The sequence below is a fragment of the Marinactinospora thermotolerans DSM 45154 genome (genome assembly GCF_900167435.1).
GTDB classification, from domain to species: domain Bacteria; phylum Actinomycetota; class Actinomycetes; order Streptosporangiales; family Streptosporangiaceae; genus Marinactinospora; species Marinactinospora thermotolerans.
This window is the reverse complement of sequence record NZ_FUWS01000001.1, coordinates 121765-140656: the sequence shown is the minus strand read 5'-3', so window position 1 is coordinate 140656 and position 18892 is coordinate 121765. Positions and strand designations below refer to the sequence as shown.

Sequence of the window (18892 nt, the reverse complement as noted above, 5' to 3'; positions counted from 1 at the left end):
CGGAGGTAAATACTAGAGTGCCGGAGACCGTTCGGGGAGACGCTCATTGGCCGTTCATCCCGTTTGTCCTGCCTTCCGGCGCTTCGAAGGTGCCGGTGGGCGATGCGGACGTGCCCGACACGTCTGTTTGGGCCTACGGTGGGCAGCCAAGGTATCGCGCGTCACACAGGCAGGGAGTTGACATGGGCAACGAGGTGCTGTCGAACCTGATGGGCGGGGGCGAGGTCTTTCCGCCGGACAAGGAGTTCGCGGCGCGTGCGGTGGCCGGCGCGGACCTGTACGACCAGGCCGACGCCGACCGCGAGGCGTTCTGGGCCGAACAGGCCGAGCGGCTGCACTGGGAGACCAAGTGGAGCCAGGTCCTCGACTGGTCGAACGCGCCGTTCGCCAAGTGGTTCGTGGGAGGCCGGCTCAACGTCGCCTACAACTGCGTCGACCGCCACGTCGACGACGGCCACGGCGACCAGGTCGCCATCCACTGGGTCGGCGAGCCGGGCGACAGCCGCGACATCACCTACGCCGAGTTGAAGGCCGAGGTCAGCAAGGCCGCCAACGCGCTGTCCTCCCTCGGCCTGGTGGCCGGCGACCGGGTGGCCATCCAGCTCCCCATGATCCCCGAGGCGATCGTGGCCATGCTCGCCTGCGCGCGGCTGGGCCTGACCCACAGCGTCGTGTTCGGCGGCTTCTCACCCGCCGCGCTGCGCTCCCGGGTCGACGACGCCCAGGCCAAGGTCGTCATCACCTCCGACGGCCAGTACCGCCGCGGTAAGGCCGCGCCGATGAAGGCCAACGTCGACGAGGCCCTGAAGGACGCGGCCAGCGTCGAGAAGGTCGTCGTGGTGCGCCGCACCGGTGCCGAGGTCGACTGGACCGAGGGACGCGACCTGTGGTGGCACGAGCTGGTCGACTCCCAGTCCGACGAGCACGAGCCCGAGGCCTTCGACTCCGAGCACCCGCTCTACATCCTCTACACCTCCGGCACCACCGGCCGGCCCAAGGGCATCCTGCACACCTCGGGCGGCTACCTCACCCAGGCCGCCTACACCCACCGCGTGGTCTTCGACCACCGGCCCGGCGAGGACGTCTACTGGTGCACCGCCGACATCGGCTGGGTCACCGGGCACAGCTACATCGTCTACGGCCCGCTGGCCAACCGCGTCACCCAGGTCGTCTACGAGGGCACGCCCAACACCCCGCACGAGGGCCGGCACTGGGAGATCATCCAGAAGTACAAGGTCTCGATCTACTACACCGCGCCCACCCTCATCCGCACCTTCATGAAGTGGGGCGCCGACATCCCGGCGCGCTACGACCTGTCCTCGCTGCGCGTGCTGGGCAGCGTGGGCGAGCCGATCAACCCCGAGGCGTGGCTGTGGTACCGCGAGAACATCGGCGCGGGCTCCACGCCGATCGTGGACACCTGGTGGCAGACCGAGACCGGCGCGATCATGATCTCGCCGCTGCCCGGCGTCACCGCGGCCAAGCCGGGCTCGGCGCAGCGGGCCCTGCCCGGCATCAGCGCCAAGGTCGTCAACGACTCCGGTGCCGAGGTCCCCCACGGTTCGGGCGGCTACCTGGTGTTGGACAAGCCGTGGCCGTCGATGCTGCGCGGCGTGTGGGGCGACGACGACCGCTTCCGCGACACCTACTGGTCGCGCTTTGCCGACCAGGGCTTCTACTTCGCCGGTGACGGCGCCAAGTACGACGACGACGGCGACATCTGGCTGCTGGGCCGGGTGGACGACGTCATGAACGTCTCCGGCCACCGCATCTCCACCACCGAGGTGGAGTCGGCGCTGGTGTCGCACCCGACGGTGGCCGAGGCCGCGGTCGTGGGCGCCTCCGACCCCACGACCGGCCAGGGCATCGTGGCGTTCGTGATCCTGCGCGGCAGCGCCACCGACGAGGCGTCCGGCGAGGAGGCGATCGCCGAGCTGCGCAACCACGTGGCCAAGGAGATCGGCCCGATCGCCAAGCCGCGCCAGATCATGATCGTGCCCGAGCTGCCCAAGACCCGGTCGGGCAAGATCATGCGCCGCCTGCTGCGCGACGTCGCGGAGAACCGCGAGGTCGGCGACGTCACCACGCTGGCGGACTCCTCGGTGATGGACCTGATCTCCTCGGGGCTGCGCAAGCCGGAGGGCGACTCCGAGTAACGCGACACACGGGTGCCGTGCCGGGGCCGAGGCTCCCGGCGCGGCACCCGTCGTCCTCACGCGAGGGAACCGATCGAGCGAGAGGCGTCTCACAGCACCGAATCGCCGGAAAGGGAATGAAAACCCCGGGGCTCCAGCGTTGGCGTCGGATGTCCCGGAGCGCGGCCCGGGCCCGGCGGACCGGCAGGCCCCGGAGGCGGGGCGCGGCTCCCCCCCCGCCGACCCTTCGGGAGTCCTCGTGCCCATAGCCCTGCTCGCCCTGGCCGTCGGAGCCTTCGGGATCGGGACGACGGAGTTCGTCGCCATGGGCATCCTGCCCGATGTCGCCGCCTACTACGGCGTGTCGATCCCCACCGCCGGCTACATCATCTCCGGCTACGCGCTCGGAGTGGTGCTGGGCGCCCCGCTCCTGGCCGCGGTCGGCGCCCGCGTCGACCGCAAGCACCTGCTCATCGCGCTGATGGGGCTGTTCACCCTGGGCAACCTCGCCTCGGCGCTCGCCCCGGGGTTCGGCTTCCTGCTCGTCTCGCGCTTCCTGTCCGCGCTGCCCCACGGCACCTTCTTCGGGGTCGGCGCGGTCGTCGCCGCCTCCCTGGTCCCGGCGACGAGGCGGGCCCAGGCGGTCTCGCTGATGATCGCCGGGCTGACCGTCGCCAACATCGTCGGCGTTCCCCTGGCGACACTGGCCGCCCAGCACCTCGGCTGGCGCAGTACCTACTGGATCGTCACCGTCATCGGCGTGATCACCCTCGTCGCCCTGGCCGGGCTCGTCCCCCGGCAGCGGCCGTCGGCCGACGCCTCGGTGCGCTCGGAGCTCGCGGCGCTGGGGCGGGGCCAGGTCTGGCTGGCCCTCCTGGTGGGCGCCGTCGGTTTCGGTGGCATGTTCGCCTCCTACAGCTACATCTCGCCGATGATGACCGAGATCGCCGGGTTCGCCCCGACCGCGGTCACGCTCGTCCTCGCCGTCTACGGCGTCGGCATGACCGTGGGCAACCTCGTCGGCGGGTGGGCCGCCGACCGCGCGCTGATGCCCACCATGTACGCGGGGCTGGCGGGGATCGCGGTGGTGCTGGTCCTGCTCCACCTGCTCGCCCCTTACGGGGCCATCGCCGTGGTGATGGTGTTCCTGCTCGGCTTCGCCGGCAGCGTGCTGGTGCCGTCCCTACAGATGCGGCTGATGGACGCGGCCGCCGACGCACCCTCGCTGGCCGCGGCCCTCAACCACTCCGCCCTCAACTTCGCCAACGCCATGGGGGCCTGGCTGGGTGGCCTGGTCATCGCCGCGGGCTACGGCTATACCGCCCCCAACCTGCTCGGCGCCGGACTGGCGATGATCGGCCTGGTGCTGGCGTTGGCCTCAGGGCTGCTGGAGCGGCGGACCCGCGGTGGCGGTGGCGTTCCGGAGGGGGGTTCGGCCGGGACGGCGCCGCGCGACGTGCGGACGGGCGGCCCCGCGCACTAGGGTCACGTCGGACGACCGGACGTCATCTCGACGGTCTTCGCCACGGGCGCGCCGCGCGGGGGCGGCGTCCCTCTGGGCGCTCGGCGCCCGCCGCGGACGATCCGCCGCGGGCGCCCGCCCTCGCCGTCGTCGAGTACCCGCCCCGGGCCCTGGTATCACCCCGCGGGTGTTCGCTGGGCGCGCCGCGCGGGGAGCGAACCCGTTCGGCGCGGCACGGATGTCAGCCGCGGCCGCGACCGGCGGCGACGCCCCTGCCTCGGCGGAGACCGGACCTGGGGCCGAGCCGCCGACAGACGCGACCGGTCCCGCCCGGCCGGCCAGGGCGAGGAGCACGGTGGGACCCGGCAGCGACGACCGACCGGCCACAACCCCCGAAGCCTGCGGTCAGCCGTGGAGGTCCAGGCTGTTGGGGCCGAGCGCTGCCCGGATCCGGCCGAGCCACTCCGTCCTCGGCCGGCGCCCGTCCGGGAGCCGGTCGTCTCGGTCCCAGCGCCACGTCGTGATCATCGCCGGCACGAGGATCCGGCAGGCGCGCAGCAGGTCGTGGTCGACACCCGGATAGCGCCGGCCGACTTCTTCGGGCGCGTGGGCGAGGTCGAATTCGACGGGGCCACGGCAACACGTCTCAAGGTCTATGAACAGCAGCCCGTTCCCCGTGGTGAGCACGTTACCCGGGTGCGGTTCGCCGTGCAGCGGCTGCTCGGCGCCGCCGCGCTCGCCGATCGCCCGTTTCAGGCTTTCCAACGTGCCGCCGAGCAGCTCCCGGTCCGGCTCGGAGAGCGCCGGAGTGCGCTCGTGGTCCGCCACGAGCCGTTGGGCCTGCTCGACCCGGTCCGTGAACCGCGGCGTCGGGACATCGAGCTCGCGCATGCCGGCGTGCAGCCGCTCCAACGCGTCGGCGTAGTCGGCTGGTGAGACCCCTTGGGACGGTACGGGCGGGTAGTAGACCCACAACGTGACCACGAAGCCGGCGCGCTCGTAGACCCGTGGCTCCACTCGGGGATCCAGAGCGGCCACGGGGCACCCGGACTCGGCGAGCCGCTGGGCGAGCTCGACTTCGAACCGCGCGACCTGATGAGCTACGAGCGCCACCCGGGCCAGGACGTCACAGGGCAGCAGACGCAGGGTGAGCCTGTTCGAGTCATGAAGGACGATCGCGTCGTCGACCGCCAGGCCGAGTGACGAGGCGATCGACATGGCCGCGGCCACCGCACGCGAAACCTCTGACGCCTGCATCGTCGGCCGGCCCCTCCACTCGGGCACCGCCGTGGCTCCCCGGGCGGCGCGCTCCACGCACCGTACCAAGCCGTCGGCGCAGGCCGCGGTGGCGTGGCCGAACCGGGGGCCCGCCGCTCCGGCTGCTCGGCCGGTTCCGTCGAACAACGCGGACGGCCCGGTGGTGGGCGAATTCCGGGGGCGTTGCAACACCGCTGCCGGTTGCTGTGTGTCCAGGAGCTTGGCGAGGCGCTCGGCCGAGGTTTCCCGGCCGAGCGCCTCGCGTGGCCGTGAGTTGGGTTCGGCGGCTACGGTCTCCAGGTTCTCGCGTGAGTGCACCGACAGGTCGGTGCCCTTGAGGAAGGACCGGCGCAGCAACCCGTTCGTGTTCTCGTTCGAGCCGCGCTGCCAGGGGCCCGCCGGATCGCGGAAGAACACCGGGATGGCGCTGGCCAGGGTGAACGCCGTGTGGGCGGCCATCTCCGGGTCCTGATCCCAGGGCGGCGAGCGCTTCAGTCGGGTCGGCAGCGTCTTCGCGGTGTCCACCAGGGCATCGCGCACGGCCGCGGCGCTGTGACCGGAAGGTGGACCGGTATCACGTACCGGCGGCGCGCTCGGCCAGGGGCCGATGGCCGGGCGGGAGCCGGTGCCCGCGATCAGGTCGCCCTCCCAGTGGCCGGCACCGCTGCCGCCCGTGGCCACGAAGCCGGTTCGACCGTCGAAGCGGACGAAGCGCTCATTAGCGGGGCCGGTGGCTGGTGCGGCCGGGGACCTGCGCCGCCGCGCCGGGGTGCCCTTCCGGTAGACGACGTGCGGGGCGGCCGCCGAGACGGGGCACGTGTCCGTGACCTTCTGGGCCGGATGGCGCTCTTCCCGTCATCGGCAGGTCGGGCGCCCCGCCCACGCGCCCTCCGCCCGGGCGCGGCCCCGTAGCCGACGATGCCGTCAGAACGGGGCCGAGCGGGCGGCATCCCTCGTTGCCCGTTCTTACGACTCGCCGCGGCGACCGGGGCGATCGCCGGCCGCGGGCCACCCCGCCCCCCACGGCCCCTTCCCGGTCGAGCGCCATCGCGCACCGCGCCCCGTGGGGAGGGGCGCGGTGACGCGGATCAGTGCGCCCGGCCGGTCAGCTTGTCGCGCAGTCGGTCGATCATGCCCGCGCCCGGATCGAGGATCCGGTTCGCCGGGGGCTGGTCGGGGGCCGAGGGGTGTGGCCGGGTGGGCGCGCTCTCCTTGGCTCGCAGCACCTTCTCGCCGAGGTCGCGCAGCTCCTCGGCGGAGCAGGCGCTCTGCAACCGCGGCAGCAGGTCCCTCTCCTCGTCGGCGATGTGGTGCCGGATGTCGGCCATCAGCTCGCCCAGCAGCTCGTCGAAGCGGGCGTCACCGGGGGCCAGCCCGTCCAGCTCCTTCATCACCCGTTCGGCCTCGGCGTGCTCCTGGAGTTCGTGATCGGCGATCTCGTCCCCGTCGGGCAGCGCCTTGCGCGCCGCGGGGTACATGTACTGCTCCTCGGCCACGGAGTGCCGCACCAGCTCGGTGATGACGTGCTCCACCAGCCGCTTTCGGTGCTCGGGCGAGCCCGTCCCGCTCTCCAGTTCGGTGAACACCCGCTCCACCTCGCGGTGGTCGGAGATGATCACGCTCACCAGGTCGTGTTCGCTCTGTGCGGTGGTCATCGGTTCTCCTCCACGTTCTCGTGTCCGTCCGTTGTCACCCCTCCCCTGCCCGATCCGGGCGCAAGACAACGACCGGTGTCGCGGCAACCTGGTCCGCGGCCGCTCCGGTTTGCTGCCCCGCAGCGCCGGGTAGGCGCCCGGACCAGCGCCGAGACGACCGTGGGACGACGAGGAAGGAGAGATCCGATGGCCGAGGTGAACAGGACCGACCTGGTGATCCCGGACTACGAGCACCTGCCGCTCGGCACGTTGCAGCACCGCGTCCGCTCGCTGACCCAGGAGCAGATGCGCGACCTCATCGCCTACGAGGAGGCGCATGGCGCGCGCACCCCGGTGCTGGAGATGCTCAGGCAGCGCCTGTCCTCCCTGGAGGAGGGGGCCGTTCCATCACAGGGGGACCAGCAGAACCTGCCCGAGGCCCCGCCCGCGCCCAGTGGGGGTTCGGCCGTCGGCGAGGCGAGTGACCGTCCACCGGCGGCCGCGCCGCCGCACGGCGTGCCCGCGCAGCCGGCACGTCCCAAGGGGGACCGGCGGGGCTGAGACGCACCGGGCGCACCGACGGGGGCCGGAGCGGCCGAGGCCGCTCCGGCCCCCGTCCGGTCTACGCCAGGGACGAGGCCCGGTACGGGCCCCTCTCACAGCGTGGCGAGCAGCTCCCGGCAGGCGCGCTCGCAACGTCGGCACGCCTGCGCGCACACGCGACAGTGCTCGTGGTGGGAGGCGTGCCGCTCGCACTCCTCGGCGCAGGAGGCGCACGCCTGCGCGCACGCCTCCAGCACGGCGCGGACCAGCCTGGTGTCACCGCCGGTCCGGCGGGTCAGGATGCGGCCGGTGGCCGCGCACTGGTCGGCGCAGTCCAGGTCGGTGCGGACGCACTCCCGAAGCCGGTCCAGTTCCTCCTCGCCCAGGCAGGCGTCGGCGCACGCGGTACACGCCTGCGCGCACGCCAGGCACGCCTCGACGCACTCCAGCACCCTGTCCCGGTTCGCCTCGTCCCGCTCGTCGGGGTGGCTGCGTAGCATCTGTTCCGCGACGCTCATGGCCGCTCCTCTCCTCGTTGCGAGATCCCTCCTTTTCGGCGTCGGCTATCCGGGCCGTCCGGACGCAAACCGGGCGCCCCGTCCGTTCCGGGCCGTGAGACGAGATCGGGAAAAGCCCGCGGAGGGGCGGGCCGGCGTGGCATCATCGACCGGCCGGCCAGCCGACGGAGGGAACATGGCACCACCCGGAGGGCAGAGCAGCGCCCGACGCGGGCGCCACGCGAGCGTCGTCGGCGCCCACCTGCTGCTATTCGACCGCCACGGGCGCGTCCTGCTGGTCCGCCGCCGGGCCACCGGCTACTGCGACGGGATGCTGCACGCCTCGGCGGCCGGCCATCTCGAAGCCGGGGAGACCCTGCCGGAGTGCGCCGTCCGCGAGGCCGCCGAGGAACTCGGCATCGTGGTCGATCCGCGTCACCTGGAGTTCGCCCACCTGTGCCACAGCGGAGAGGACGGCGGCCGTCTCCAGGTCTTCTTCGCCTGCCGGACCTGGCAGGGCGAACCCCGCAACGCCGAGCCCGCCAAGCACGGCGAACCGGTGTGGCTGCCGGCCCACCGCCTCCCCGGCGACGTCGTCCCCTATTGCGCCCAGGCGATCCGGGCCTACCTCGACGGACGCCCCTTCGGTCTGCACGCCTGGCCGGGCAGGGACACGCCCCCGCCGGGCACGTCCGCGGACGCGGGCGTCCTCGGCGACGCGGGCGTCCCGGGTGCTTTGGCAGCCGTTCTGGCCGATGTGGCGGCCGAGCGCCGCGCTCAGCAGCGTCTGTGGGGCGTTCAGCACGGGCTACAGGACGGTACCGGTGCCGCCGCTCCGGTGCTGGCCGCCGTGCGCGCGGTTTTTGACCGGGACCCCACCACCTGGGCGGGTCTGCTCGCCGAGGAGACGGCGGAGGCGCTCGCCGAACGCGATCCGCGCGCGCTGCGCGCCGAGCTCGTCCAGGTCGCCGCCGTCGCGGTGCAGTGGATTCAGGCCCTGGACTCTCGAACGGGCTGCCACCCGGCGCGGTGATCCGCCGGCGAGGCGCGCGGTGCCCGGTGTGCCGGGATTCCCGTGACGGTCCGCACTGCGTATCGTCGGGGCCGCGCCCAGCACGGGCGCGGGTCCGCCGCCCGGACGCGGCGGGCCGTGGGAAGGGGAGGAACCCATGGACGAACGCGCCTACGACGTGGTGGTCGTCGGAGCCGGGCCGACCGGAGAGAACGTCGCCGACCGCGTGAAACGCGGTGGGCTGAGCGTGGCCGTGGTCGAGAAGGAACTCGTCGGCGGCGAATGCTCCTACTGGGCCTGCATCCCCAGCAAGGCGCTGCTGCGCCCGGCCGCGGCCCTCGACGCCGCCCGTGGCGTCGCCGGCGCGCGTCAGGCCGTCACCGGGGTCCTCGACGCCGGGGAGGTGCTGCGCCGCCGCGACGGGTTCGTCTCGGGGCGCGTCGACACCGGGCAGGTGGACTGGCTGCGGGGCGCGGGAATCGACCTGGTGCGCGGACGGGGACGCCTGACCGGGCCGCGCAGGGTCGAGGTCGAGGACCCCACCGGAGCCCGTACCGTCCTGACCGCCCGGCACGCCGTCGCGCTGTGCACCGGATCGGTGCCGGTGCTGCCCGACATCGCCGGCCTCGCCGAGACGCGGCCCTGGACCAGCCGCGAGGCCACCGAGGCGGAGAAGGTCCCCGAGAGCCTGGTCGTCATCGGTGGAGGCGTCGTCGCCTGCGAGCTCGCCTGGGCCTGGCGCTCCCTGGGCGCGCGGGTGCGTCTGCTGGTCCGCGGCGAGCGTCTGCTGGCCCGCAACGAACCGTTCGCCGGCGAGCACGTGCGGCGCGCCATGGAGGAGGCCGGGCTCGACGTCGTCACCCGCGCCGAGGTGCGAGAGGCCGTCCGGGACGACGCCGGACAGGTCACCGTCGGCTACACCACCCCCGAGGGCGAGGCCAGCGTCACCGCGGCGCAGCTGCTCGTCGCCACGGGGCGGCGTCCCGCCACCGGCGGGGTCGGCTTGGAGACGGTCGGCCTGGATCCCTCCGCGCCCATCGAGGTCGGCGACGACTGCCGGGTGGACGGAGTGGAGGGCGGCTGGCTCTACGCCGTCGGCGACGTCAACGGCCGCGCCCTGCTCACCCACATGGGCAAGTACCAGGCGCGGGCCTGCGGTGACGCGATCGCCGCGCGCGCCCGGGGCGAGGCCGCGGACCCCGCGCCGTGGAGCCGCTGGTCGGCCACCGCCGACCATCGGGCGGTGCCCCAGGTCGTGTTCACCGAGCCCGAGGTGGCCGCGGTGGGCCTCACCGAGGAGGCCGCCCGCGCCGCCGGCATGGACGTCCGCGCCGTCGACTACGACCTCGGCTCGGTCGCCGGGGCGACGCTGTACGCCGACGGTTACCGCGGGCACGCCCGCATGGTCGTGGACGAGCGCAGGCGCGTCGTCGTCGGCTGCACGCTGGTGGGCCCGGGCGTGGGGGAGCTCATCCACGCGGCGACCGTCGCCGTCGTCGGCGAGGTTCCCTTGGAACGGCTGTGGCACGCGGTGCCGTCCTTCCCGACCGTCAGCGAGGTGTGGCTGCGCCTGCTGGAGACCTACGGGCTGTGACCCGCGGGCCCGGGTTTGGCGCGTGGAGGGCCCGGGTAGCCGAAAGCGAACGGCGTCCGCCGAAGCGGCCGGTCCAACGGCGCGCGCGGCGGGCCTGCCACAACCCGCGAAGGAGGGCGACCGTAGTGCCGACCGACCTGGCCGACCTGGTGGACTTCCTGCTACGCCGCCTGGCCGAGGACGAACGGGCCGCCCAGCAGCAGATGGTTCCCATCCCCGGTGACCACGACCTCGCCGTGCCGCCCCAGGACTGGCCCCGCGCCCCGGGACGGGGAGCCGACGTCCGCGCGCTGCGCGACGTCGAGGCCAAACGGCGCATCGTGGAGATGTACGCCGAGGCCGTCGCCGAGGAGACGGGTCTGCACGAGGCCCCCGAGGAGGAGGAGACGCTGGAGACCGTGGTGCGGCTGCTCTCCCTGACCTACGAGGACCACCCGGACTACGACCGCTCCTGGCGGCCCTGACCGGCGGGTGTCGCCCGTCCCGGGGTCCGGAGCGCCGGACCCCGGGCCCTCCGTAAACGATGCGCCGCCGCCCGGCGCGCTCGGCGGCCAGGGCGGCTCCGTTCAGCGCGGCCGTCCGCGAACCCGGACCGGTTCGTTCGGCGGTGCACCGGTTGCTCGCCTGTCCATCCGACGTCGCCGCGCGGGATGGTGACCGCGTCCATACATACGGCTCGGTCCCGATCGTCGGCCGAGCGGGGTGCTCGGCCCGCGACCGGCGCCGCGTGTCCCCGCCGTGTGCGGCGGAGCCGCGCGGGCGTGCCGGTGAGACCGTCGACCTGACGGGCCGCGCCGGGACCCGGGCGCGCCTCCTCGCCGGCGCGGCGTGGTCCCGCCCGGCCTGATGTGCCTCGGGAACAAGCGCGGCCGGCCTTTGGCGCCCCGAGCGGCTGGAGGAACCCCTCGACAGGGGGACCCTCGTCGGATCTCCTCGAACGTGCCGGCGGCAGCCCGGATCTCCCTCACGTCCGGGCGCGGCCACGGGCGGCGCACCACTCGAGGGGAGCGGGACAGGGGCCGTGCCTGGGGCCGTCACGGCCGGCCGGGCACGCCCTCGGCCGTTCTGCCGGCCGCCGGTCCCACGGGGCGGCTCCGGCGCGCCCCCTCATCGAAGCCCTGATCGAGACGGCGGCTTCCGCCGAACGCGACGTCGCGGTCTTCACCGATCGAACGGGCGCGTTTCGAGTGGCGAGAACCAGACGCCCTTCCGGCCGGTCACCCCCTCCCGGCCGGCCCCGAGGACTCCTCCCACTCCGATCGCGTCAGGGCGTATTCGACGTCGCCGTGTTCGGCACCGTCGATGGGGTCGGGCCAGTCCTCGAAGACGACGCGGACCTGCCGCAACCCCGTCTTCTCCAGCACCCGGCGGGGCCGGGTGTTGACGACCATCGTCGACGCCGTCACCCCGCGCACCCGCAAGTCGGTGAAACCCGCGCGCACCGGTGACCTGGCCCCTTCGGTGGCCAGGCCGCGTCCCCACGCCGACCTACGTAGCCGGTAGCCCAGTTCCACCACGGTCGGATCGGCGTCGTCGAGCGGATGGAACTCGAACCAGCCGAGGAACGCGCCGGTGCGCCGGTCCTCGGCGGCCCCGTAGCCCGGAAGCCCGGTACGGGGGTGGCGGCGCAACAGCCGTGGCAGAACCTCCTCGCACACCGCCGATCGGGAGGTGGGGCGTCCCCCATTGACGAAACGCATGACCTCGGGGTCGCCGTCGAGGGCGACGAGGGAGTCCACGTCGTTCTCGGTGAAGGCGCGCAGTGTCCTCCGCGGTGTGCGCAGAAGCGTCGCCATGGCGTCGTTCTCCGTCCCGCCGGGGGCGGGACGCGCGGGCGTGCCGGGAGGGAGGCATCCGGGCCGGTGTCCGCCCGGTGGCCCTCACCCGGCGGCCGTCCGCTCCGGCGTGGGAGGCCGGCCGTCGTGGCGGTAGGGGAACGTCGGTGCCCGCCGCTCCAGAAACGCCCGGACCCCCTCCGCGGCCTCACCGCTGGTGGCGGCCAGCCGCTGCCAGTGGCGTGCGCGTCCGTCAAGCCCCTCCCCGCGCCGCGCCATGTCGACGAGTTCCTTCGAGGCGGCGACGCTCAGGGCGGAGCGGCTCGCCATGGTCGCGGCGAGGGAGGCGACCCGCGCGTGGGCGTCCTCGGTGATCTCGTCGACCAGGCGCATGTGGTGGGCGCGCTCGGCGTCGAGGATCTCGCCGGAGAAGAGCAGCAGTTTGGCCGCGGACGGGCCGACGATCTCGACGAGCCGCTGGATGCTGGAAGGCGGGTAGACCAGGCCGAGCTTCGCCGGGGTGATGCCGAACCGGGCCGAGGGCGTGGCGATCCTGATGTCGCAGGCCGCGGCGAGCTGGCAGCCGCCGCCGACGCAGTGGCCCTCGATCAGCGCGATCGTGGGGAGGGGGCAGTCCAGCAGCGCGGTTTCGGCGCGTACCGGCAGATTCTGACCTGGATCGTCGGTGACGGTGGGCCCGATGGCTTGGAGGTCGGAGATGTCGGCTCCCGCGCAGAAGGTTCCGCCGGCTCCGGCGAGGACGACGACGCGGACTCGTTCGTCGGCCTCGATCGCGGTCAGCGCCTCGGGGACCTGTCGCCACATGTGGGCGTCCATGGCGTTGCGCTTGCGCGGGTTGTCGATGGTGATCCAGGCGGTGTCGCCGAGGATGTCCCACTGGATCCGCCCCTGCGCGGGACCGTCGCCCATCATCCGCCTCCGTAGTTCTGCCTCCGGACACCAGGAACGCCGACGATGGGGGGTGTTCCCCCTTCACACGCCGGCGCGGCCCAGGGGAGGGAGGATACCGCCAGGCCCCACGCCCTGGGCGTCCGGGATCGATCGATACGGCCGCCGCCCCGGGCGGGGTTCTGGAGACCACCGCGCGGATCGGGAGCCGGGAACCGCTGACCTGGGCATGGCGGGTCTCCGACGACCCGCCGGCGCGGACCGGTCTCTACGGCGGCCCGCCGATGCCCGTCGTGGTCTTCGTGGGGGACCCTCGGCCGGGATCTGTCCGAACGGCAGCGCTGAATCCGTCCCTGAGGAGGGGCCTTCGGGCCGGTCCTTCCGAGGCCCGCCGTCGGGGAAGCGGAAATCCCCGGCGCGGGGTCCACCCCGCGCCGGGGAGCACTCGTGCGTCCCGAGGTCATGGCCCCCGTCAGTGCCCGGCCGGCATCCCCTCGGTGCTGCCGGACGGCCGCCTGACCAGGAACGACGCCGCCGCGGCCACGAGGGCGAGTCCGGCGCCCCACAGGAACGCGGTGTGGATGCCCGAGGCCTGCGCCGCCACCTGATCGAGGCCGGCGGTGAGGCCGGCGGCGGTACCGGTGGTCATGATGGTGATGAACAGCGCCGTGCCGGCGGCTCCGGCGAGCTGCTGGAGCGTGTTGACGATCGCGCTGCCGTGGGAGTACAGCGACCTTTCGAGCGAGCCGAGCGCCGACGTCATCAACGGGGTCATGACGAACCCCAGACCGATGTTCAGCGACACGTGGATCGTCAGCACCAGGGCGATCGGCGAGGACTCGTCCAGGAGGGTCATCAACCCCAGCGCTCCGGCGACGACGAACGTCCCGGGGATGACGAGCGGGCGGGGACCCACCCGGTCGAACAGGCGCCCGATCACCGGGGCGATCAACCCCATGGTCAGACCGCCGGGCAGGAGCATGAGCCCGGTCTGCAACGTGGTCAGACCCAGGACGTTTTGCAGGTAGATCGGCAGCAGGACCAGGGTGCCGAAGAGGGCGCCCATCGACACCAGCAGCACGACGACACCGAGGACGAACGCCCGCGAGCGGAACGGGCGCAGATCGAGCAGGGCCGCATCGTCACGCTGGAGCCGCAGCTGCCGCAGCACGAAGAGCGCCAGCGCGGCGACGCCGACGCCGATGGGGATGAGTGGGGGGATCGGGGCGTGCCCCTGCGTGGACTCCCCGATGCTGCTCAGACCGTAGATCAGCCCGCCGAAGGCCAGCGCGGACAGCACGATGGAGAGCACGTCGAAGCGGACCCGCTTGGGGACGGTGATGTTCTTCACCAGCGCCGCGCCGAGGGCCAGGCTCAACAGCGCGATGGGCAGGACGACCAGGAAGAGCCACCGCCAGCTGAGGGCGGACAGGATGAGACCGGAGAAGGTGGGCCCCACGGCCGGGGCCACGGCGATGACGACCGTGATCAGGCCCATGGTCCGACCGCGACGCGAGGCCGGGACGAAGTTGAGGACCATGGTCGTCATCAACGGCAGCATCACGGCGGTGCCGCTCGCCTGGATGACCCGCCCCGCCAGGAGGACGCCGAAACCCGGTGCGAGCGCGGCGAGCAGGGTGCCCACGGTGAACAGGGACATCGCGGTGATGAACACCGAGCGCGTGGTGAAGCGCTGGAGGATCAACCCGGTTGTCGGGATGACGACCGCCATGGTGAGCAGGAACCCGGTGGTCAGCCACTGGGCGGTCGCGGCCGTGATCTCCAACTCGACCATCAGGCGCGGCAGGGCCACGCTCATGATGGTCTCGTTGAGGATCACGACGAAGGAGGCCACGAGGAGCAGGCCGAGGACGACCTTCACCTGACGTGGCAGCGCATCGTCGGATGCGGGCCCTCGTCCGGTCGCGGCCTGGTCCGCGGGACGTTGGTCGACGGTCATTCGACGCCTTTCCGAGGAGAACGTGGGAGGGGGCGTACGCGCGCTGGTGCGCACTGTCCCGGGGGCGTCGCACCTGGTGGCGCGTACTACAGGACATGCCGGGACACCTCCAGCAGGGTACGACATATCTGTCAGTCACTGTCAAAACAGTCGGTTGCTAACATGACCGATATGGCCAATACGAACGGGCTACGAGAGGTGTCACGGCGTGCCGTGCGATCGAAGATCGCCCAGGCCGCCGAGGAGCTCTTCGCGGTCAAGGGGTTCGACGCCACGACCGTGGACGACATCGCCGAGTCCGTCGGCATGTCGCAGCGCACCTTCTTCCGCTACTTCGCCTCGAAGGAGGACGCCGCGCTCGACAGCTTCGAGCGGCAGAGCGACGACTTCCTCGCCCGCCTCGCCGGCCGCCCCTCGGAAGAGGCGCCGTGGGATTCGCTGCGGCGCGTGTTCGACGTCGTGGTCGAACAGTGCGCGGACGCCGGCCACCGTGAACGGGTCGCGGCGGTCCACCGGTTCATCGAGGCCAGCCCGACCCTCCTGGCCGCCTATCTGCAGAAGATGGACTGTCTCCAGCAGCGTCTCCTCGAAGCGCTGGTCGCCCGCTCCTCGGCGAACGGGAGGACGGCCGACGAACCCGTGCTGCGCGCCGTGGTCGGGGCCGCCTTCGCCTGCCTGCAGGCCGCCCTCGCCCGGACCGCGGACTCGCTGGAGGGCGAGGACATCGCCACGTGCCTCGACAGGGTCATGGCCGCGTTGCGGCCCTCCTGCTGCGGTTGAGCGGTCGCGGCGCACCGCGCTGAAGCGCGCAACCGTCGGCCGCGAGCCACGGCCCCGTCACGGGCAGGGCCGCCGGGCTACCGGCCCGCTCCCCGCCGCTCAGGTCCCGATACCGGTGATGCCCACCATGATCGGCAGGAGGAGCAGGATGAGGATCCCGCCGATCACGTCGAAGGACACCCCCGAACGGATCATCCGGGTGATGGGAACCAGGCCCGAACCGTAGACGACCGCGTTCTGCGGGGTGGAGACCGGCAGCATGAACCCGAAGGAGGCCGCGAACGTCGCGGCCAACGCGGGCAGGAGCGGATCGACGCCCGCCGCCGTCGCGATCGGGATGATGATCGGCACGACGACCGCCGCCGCGGCGGTGTTGCTCGTCGTCTCGGAGATCACGATGGCCAGCACGATCGCGAACGCGGTGATCGCCATGGCGCTGCCCAGTCCCAGGGCCGCGGCGGAGGACGCGCCGATGGTGCCGGCCAGCCCGGTCGCGTCCAGCAGCGAGCCGAAGATGATGCCGGTGCCGAACAGCAGGACCGTGCCCCAGTCGATGCGCGCGGCCTCGCTCCAGGTCAGCGTGAACTCCCGGTCCCTCCACCGTACCGGGAGCAGGAACAGCAGGGAGGCGCCCAGGACGGCCACGATCCCCTCGTCCAGCCGGTCGCTGACCGTGGCGTACAGCGTGGAATCGGTGCCGAAGACCAGGGCGACCACGCCCGGCAGGATCCACAGGGTGACGGTGACCGCGAACGCCACGAGGGTGTTCTTCTCGGCCCGTGACATCGGCCCCATCGCCGCCCGCTCGGCCTGCACGTACTCCTGCACACCCTCCAGCCGTCTGATCTCGGGCCGGTTGATCAGCAGCAGGATCACCGCGAGGGCCAGGAACATCGTCAGGCAGATCGGCGCCGCGGTCGCCACCCACTGGGCGAAGGAGATGCGCTCGCCGGTGGCCTCCTCGATCAGGCCCCGCCCGATGAGGTTGGGCGGGGTGCCCACGGGCGTCAGCAGCCCGCCGACGCTCGCGCCGTAGGCCAGCATCAACATCAGCGCGGTCCCCACGCGCAGCCGCAGCGGATCGAAGTCCTCGGGCACCAGGCCGCGCGCCTGGAGGAGTTTGGCGATGACGGTGAGGATGCCCAGGGCGGTGGGCAGCAGCATCGCAACAGTGGCGGTGTTGGAGACGAACGCCGACAGCAGCGCGGTGATGACGCCGAAGGCGCACACCACCCGCGTGGTCGTCGCCCCGACGCCGGGAAGCGACAGGATGCGGAAGGCGAACCGCCTGGTCAACCCGTGTTTCATCATCGCCTGCGCGAGGATGAAGGCGCCGATGAAGGTGAACACGGTGGAGGAGCCGAAGGGGGCGAGGACGTCGTCGGCGGGGAGGACCCCGGCGATCACCACACAGGCCACGCCGATGAGCCCGCCGATGGGGATCGGCACCGGTTCGGTCACCCACAGCACGATGACGCCGAGCAGGACCGCTCCGAGGGTCTGTTGGGCGTCGGGCAGGTCCAGGGGCAGCAGCCAGAACCCGATGGCCAGGAGCGGGGCGAGAACGAGGCCGAGGGTGCGCCGGGCCTTCTCGAACCGCTCCTCGGCCGGGGTGAGGCGCTGCTCTCCCAGGCTGCGGTAGGTGGCGTGGCCGAGGAGGGCCGCCTCGACGTCGGTGCGTCCCCGGGGCGCGCTTTGCCCCACGGCGTCGTCTCCCATGGCGCGCCTCCTCCGGCTCGTCGGCATCCTCGGGCTCACCCTGCACTGCCGTCCGCGCCGCGGTCCAAGACCACTTTTCTACCGCGTTGATAGGTTCGCCCTATCGGTTCCGTCGCCCGTGAGGCGTGGCCATGGACGCCCGTCAGCTCGCCTACTTCCTCGCGATCGTCGACGAGGGCGGGTTCAACCGCGCGGCAAGGGCGCTGCACCTGGCCCAACCCTCGCTGTCGCAGGCCGTTCGGGCGCTGGAGCGCGACCTGGGCACCCCACTGTTCCACCGGGTGGGCCGCCGGGTGGTGTTGACCGAGGCCGGTCACGCCATGGTCGAACCGGCGCGCGAGGTGCTGCGCGGCCTCGCGGCGACCCGGGCGGTGGTCGAGTCGGTGCGCCGCCTGCGATCGGGGCGGGTGGAGGTGGTCTCGATGCCCTCGCCGGCGGTCGCGCCGCTCAGTTCGGCGGTCGCCGCGTTCGCGCGCCGCCACCCGGGGGTCGAGGTCGTGCTCCGGGCCGCGGACCTGCCCGGGGAGGTGGTGGAGGCGGTCCGCACCGGCGCCGCCGAGCTGGGCCTGCTCGGTGATGACGGTCCGCCCGGGGACCCGGGGTTGGCCGTACACGAGCTGGGGGCTCAGGAGTTCGTCCTCGTCGTCCCGGCCACGCACCCGCTCGCCGGCCGCGGCCGGGTCCGCCCGGCCGATCTGGCGGGCCTGTCCGTGGTCGCCGGACCTCCGGGCAGCCGCATGCGCGCGCTCGTCGACGGTTACCGCGACGCGGGAGTGGAGGTGCGGATCTCCGTCGAGGCCCACCACCGCGAGGCGATCATCCCGTTGGTCGTGGAGGGCGCGGGCGTGGCGCTGCTGGCCGAGGCGTGGGCACGGCCGGCCCGCATGGCGGGGCTCGCCGTGGTCGGCCTGGATCCACCGGCTCACCTGGGCATCTGGCTGGTGACCCGACGGGGCCGGCTCTCGCCCGGGGCCGCGGCGTTTCGCGGGGTCCTGCTCGGTGACGCCGAGGATCGATAGGCGGCGGCTATCCCCTGGATGGCGGCGGCGTGAGGGGCGCGCGTGGTGGCCGTCAGTGGTCTTCCACGCGCCTCCTGGGTCACCCCAGTCGCGAATCAGGTGATTTCACCCCGCGGGAAAGGGCCTCTCGCCTACGATCGGTGATGGAGGGGGAGGGGCCGGACGGGGGGTGAGGAGGAGTTGCGGTGTGTTCGGAAGAGACCAGGAGCGCTTTCCGTGTGGTGACGCGGTGGTGGTCGAGGTCCACGGCGAGATCGACCTCGCCACCGCAGGTGACCTGGGCGAGCGCCTTCTCGCCGCGGCCTCCCGCGAGGGATGCGCCTGCCTGGTCGTCGACCTGTCCCGGGTGCGTTTCTTCGACGCCAGCGGCGTGCGCACGCTGATGGCGGTCTATCGCATCCTGACCCGGGCCGGCCGTCACATGGTGCTGGCGGAACCCTCGGGACCGGCCCGGCGCACGCTGGACGCGCTGGCCATGGAGCAGGTGTTCGACATCTATCCCATCGTCGAGGCGGCGCTCACCCACGGCCACGACCGTCTGGGAGGTGGGTCCGGCCGGTTGGACCCGCGCCGCTGACCGGCCGGACCCGGCCGCG

General features: G+C 72.9%; 15 protein-coding genes and 2 pseudogenes. 9 read left to right on the top strand and 8 right to left on the bottom strand.

The genetic code is table 11. The annotated features are described in order from the left end of the window. The first annotated feature begins 182 nt into the window (after window positions 1-182). A complete protein-coding gene (acs, locus tag B5D66_RS00605) occupies window positions 183-2156 on the top strand; it encodes an acetate--CoA ligase (RefSeq protein ID WP_078759569.1) in 1974 nt (657 codons plus the stop codon). Window positions 2157-2394: 238 nt separating this feature from the next. After that, window positions 2395-3618: an MFS transporter gene (locus tag B5D66_RS00600; RefSeq protein ID WP_078759568.1), complete on the top strand. Its 1224-nt coding sequence runs from the start codon at window positions 2395-2397 to the stop codon at window positions 3616-3618. A gap of 384 nt (window positions 3619-4002) precedes the next feature. Here B5D66_RS00600 and B5D66_RS26585 read toward each other — a convergent pair. The 3 genes and pseudogenes from B5D66_RS26585 to B5D66_RS00590 form a co-directional block, all read right to left on the bottom strand. Next, window positions 4003-4686: pseudogene (locus B5D66_RS26585) on the bottom strand (phosphotransferase enzyme family protein); the annotation flags it as partial. A 381-nt stretch (window positions 4687-5067) separates the two neighbouring features. Then, a pseudogene (locus tag B5D66_RS25840) lies at window positions 5068-5511 on the bottom strand (IS30 family transposase); the annotation flags it as partial. Window positions 5512-5942: 431 nt separating this feature from the next. Continuing rightward, window positions 5943-6509 (bottom strand): hemerythrin domain-containing protein, encoded by a 567-nt coding sequence (locus B5D66_RS00590; protein ID WP_078759567.1) that lies wholly within the window; start codon window positions 6507-6509, stop codon window positions 5943-5945. Between the two features lie 186 nt (window positions 6510-6695). On the opposite strand from B5D66_RS00590, the gene B5D66_RS00585 reads away from it, so the two are divergent. Next, entirely contained in the window at window positions 6696-7049 is a 354-nt protein-coding gene (locus B5D66_RS00585) for a DUF8129 domain-containing protein (protein WP_078759566.1), read from the top strand. Between the two features lie 95 nt (window positions 7050-7144). Here the strand turns inward: B5D66_RS00585 and B5D66_RS00580 are convergent, their stop codons facing one another. Then, the gene (locus B5D66_RS00580; protein WP_078759565.1) at window positions 7145-7549 is read right to left on the bottom strand and encodes a four-helix bundle copper-binding protein; all 405 of its coding nucleotides are present in this window, start codon (window positions 7547-7549) and stop codon (window positions 7145-7147) included. A gap of 175 nt (window positions 7550-7724) precedes the next feature. On the opposite strand from B5D66_RS00580, the gene B5D66_RS00575 reads away from it, so the two are divergent. The 3 genes from B5D66_RS00575 to B5D66_RS00565 all read left to right on the top strand — a co-directional run bounded on the left by B5D66_RS00575 (window position 7725) and on the right by B5D66_RS00565 (window position 10598). Next, window positions 7725-8561 (top strand): NUDIX hydrolase, encoded by an 837-nt coding sequence (locus tag B5D66_RS00575; protein WP_078759564.1) that lies wholly within the window; start codon window positions 7725-7727, stop codon window positions 8559-8561. Window positions 8562-8697: 136 nt separating this feature from the next. Next, complete coding sequence (locus B5D66_RS00570) at window positions 8698-10134, top strand: dihydrolipoyl dehydrogenase family protein (RefSeq protein ID WP_078759563.1); 1437 nt, start codon at window positions 8698-8700, stop codon at window positions 10132-10134. A 125-nt stretch (window positions 10135-10259) separates the two neighbouring features. Next, complete coding sequence (locus B5D66_RS00565; RefSeq protein ID WP_078759562.1) at window positions 10260-10598, top strand: DUF6221 family protein; 339 nt, start codon at window positions 10260-10262, stop codon at window positions 10596-10598. 753 nt (window positions 10599-11351) lie between these two features. Here B5D66_RS00565 and B5D66_RS00560 read toward each other — a convergent pair. The 3 genes from B5D66_RS00560 to B5D66_RS00550 form a co-directional block, all read right to left on the bottom strand. Further along, complete coding sequence (locus tag B5D66_RS00560) at window positions 11352-11930, bottom strand: GNAT family N-acetyltransferase (protein ID WP_078759561.1); 579 nt, start codon at window positions 11928-11930, stop codon at window positions 11352-11354. Window positions 11931-12014: 84 nt separating this feature from the next. After that, window positions 12015-12842 carry an enoyl-CoA hydratase/isomerase family protein gene (locus B5D66_RS00555; RefSeq protein WP_235000592.1) on the bottom strand — a complete coding sequence of 276 codons (828 nt, stop codon included), beginning with the start codon at window positions 12840-12842 and terminating at the stop codon, window positions 12015-12017. Window positions 12843-13290: 448 nt separating this feature from the next. Continuing rightward, window positions 13291-14778, bottom strand: a complete 1488-nt coding sequence (locus tag B5D66_RS00550; protein ID WP_078759560.1) for an MDR family MFS transporter — start codon at window positions 14776-14778, stop codon at window positions 13291-13293. A 171-nt stretch (window positions 14779-14949) separates the two neighbouring features. On the opposite strand from B5D66_RS00550, the gene B5D66_RS00545 reads away from it, so the two are divergent. After that, complete coding sequence (locus B5D66_RS00545) at window positions 14950-15558, top strand: TetR family transcriptional regulator (RefSeq protein ID WP_159457180.1); 609 nt, start codon at window positions 14950-14952, stop codon at window positions 15556-15558. A gap of 99 nt (window positions 15559-15657) precedes the next feature. Here B5D66_RS00545 and B5D66_RS00540 read toward each other — a convergent pair whose 3' ends face one another. Next, window positions 15658-17277 carry an SLC13 family permease gene (locus tag B5D66_RS00540; RefSeq protein WP_078759558.1) on the bottom strand — a complete coding sequence of 540 codons (1620 nt, stop codon included), beginning with the start codon at window positions 17275-17277 and terminating at the stop codon, window positions 15658-15660. Window positions 17278-17408: 131 nt separating this feature from the next. Here B5D66_RS00540 and B5D66_RS00535 point away from each other — a divergent pair, with 131 nt between their 5' ends. Both B5D66_RS00535 and B5D66_RS00530 read left to right on the top strand, forming a co-directional pair. Beyond that, a complete protein-coding gene (locus B5D66_RS00535) occupies window positions 17409-18296 on the top strand; it encodes a LysR family transcriptional regulator (RefSeq protein WP_078759557.1) in 888 nt (295 codons plus the stop codon). 187 nt (window positions 18297-18483) lie between these two features. Continuing rightward, window positions 18484-18873 carry an STAS domain-containing protein gene (locus tag B5D66_RS00530; protein WP_078759556.1) on the top strand — a complete coding sequence of 130 codons (390 nt, stop codon included), beginning with the start codon at window positions 18484-18486 and terminating at the stop codon, window positions 18871-18873. The last annotated feature ends 19 nt before the right edge of the window (window positions 18874-18892 follow it).